2 protein-coding genes and 1 pseudogene are annotated in these 2051 nt (G+C 37.2%); 2 read left to right on the top strand and 1 reads right to left on the bottom strand.

All coding sequences use genetic code 11. The features are described 5' to 3' along the window. Nucleotides 1-327: IS30 family transposase (locus tag C200_RS09510; protein ID WP_155276082.1), on the top strand; the 327-nt coding region annotated here is incomplete at its 5' end. Between the two features lie 110 nt (nt 328-437). After that, nucleotides 438-1670, top strand: coding sequence for an MFS transporter (locus C200_RS09505; protein ID WP_032126623.1), 1233 nt, complete (start codon nt 438-440; stop codon nt 1668-1670). Between the two features lie 289 nt (nt 1671-1959). Here the strand turns inward: C200_RS09505 and C200_RS15465 are convergent. Next, a pseudogene (locus C200_RS15465) lies at nt 1960-2051 on the bottom strand (IS6 family transposase); the annotation flags it as partial.

Genomic DNA, 2051 nt, shown 5'->3' with positions numbered 1-2051 from the left:
ACATTCATGAATGTGGTTGGCTCAACTTTCTTTGATTTTAAAACCATCACCTCTGACAATGGAACAGAGTTTGCGGGTCATGAGGCCATTTCAAAGATCACTGAAGCAGACTTTTACTTTGCTAGACCTTATCGTTCTTGTGATAGAGGTCTAAATGAGCACACAAATGGTTTGATAAGGCGTTTTCTACCTAAAGGGACAGATTTTAATGAAATTAGTGACAAAGAAATAGCAAAAATAGAGCATACATTGAACACCAGAAGAAGAGCGAGTTTGAATTATTGCTCACCTAATCATGTTTTTTTAGAGTATTTGATGGCGGCTTAGTATAGAGTAGTGTTGCACTTCAGATGACGGAGGGCGAAGGACAAACAACTAAAGGGCGTTAAAACAGAAGTATAACAAATCAGAGAAAGATAATGTTTAGAAGAACCAATATGTTGAAAAATTATAAGCACTTAATTACACCACTGTTAAGCTTAATCATTTTGACACTAGGCAGTGCTTTATTAACCACTTTTTTATCCTTAAAATTGGATAGCTTGAATACTAGTGAGTTTCTCATTGGTGGGCTGACAACCGCTTATTATGCAGGCATGGTCCTGGGAGCCTTTAAGCTTGAAGGGTTAATTTTGAGAGTAGGCCATATCAGAGCGTATTCTGCTTTCGCTTCAATGTTGGCTGTTTTTTCTATACTACATGGCTTTTATGTGGATGTGTATTTTTGGCTTTTATTGCGTTTTTTAGGGGGCATTGCAACAGCAGGTCTGTATATCGTCATAGAAAGCTGGATATTGTCTGCAACAGATAATAAAAATAGAGGAGGCTCTTTAGCGCTTTATATGATTGCGCTATATGTTGCCCAAGCTGGTGGGCAGTGGCTATTAAATATTGGTGACCAAGATACTTTGATCCTATATTGTATTGCTGCTGTCTTTGCGTCATTATCAGTGATACCACTTGCACTGACTCGAACAACTGCACCTATTTTCTCAGAGCCTGAAACATTGAGCATTGGGCAAATGATTAAGTTGAGTCCATCCGGCGTTTCAACTTGTTTTGTTTCTGGGATGATTTTAGGAAGTATTTATGGTTTATATCCTATTTTTATTCAAAATTCAGGTTATCCCACCGCAGAAATATCAATCATTATGGGCTTAACTATCTTTGGAGGTATGATTTTTCAGTATCCTTTTGGACGGCTTTCAGATTTAATAAGTCGGCGCTACGTCATTGCATTCCTCGCATTAATGTCATCCGTGCTTTGCGTTGCAATTATTGAGATTGGCAAAGACAATGTTTATATCATTTCGATATTGTCTTTTCTGCTAGGAGGTACAACCTTCTGTTTATATCCAATAGGGATCAGTCATACCTGCGATCGTGTTAACAATAATCAAATTGTTTCAGCTTCACAGACTTTATTATTGTCATATGGACTTGGAGCAACGTTTGGGCCTATCATTGCTCCGCTCTTCAATATTGTGATGGTTGATGGGGAAATTTTAGTCTTTATCATGGTGATGAGCTTGCCTTTGTGCTTATTTATGCTGTGGCGTAAACAAATTTCTGCTTCTGTTCCTATGGAAGAAAAGCATAGTTTCGTTCCAGCGACAGAAATAACACCTGTCACAAATGAAATGGATCCAAGAGCAGATGAAGGACAATAATCAAACAGAGAGCTATCGGCTTTGCCGCTCGCTTAAAATTTAGTTTTAGGAATTTCAAAAAACAACATCATAAACAAAACGATACAAATGTACCAAATTATGTTATTGCGCTTCCATAAAATTAGAGCCATGCTCCAAAAAAGAGAGATTTCGGCTAAAAATTGGCATTTATTCTGTTTTTAGACGGATTCATCCCACTGAAATAGCCTAGAGACCCATAAATCGGCACTGTTGCGAAAAATTATAGTGAACTTCAGAAAGGTTATTTTCTTGTGCTCTCTGCTTAGAATTAAGCAGCTAATCCAAATAATTTATCAATGAGCTGATTTTGGGCACAGATATTCTGTTTTTTAATATAACGTAATTGACCTTTTTGAACCA

Origin of the sequence: Piscirickettsia salmonis LF-89 = ATCC VR-1361 (assembly GCF_000297215.2) — a bacterium.
GTDB lineage: Bacteria > Pseudomonadota > Gammaproteobacteria > Piscirickettsiales > Piscirickettsiaceae > Piscirickettsia > Piscirickettsia salmonis.
This window is presented reverse-complemented; position numbering and strand designations above follow the sequence as displayed.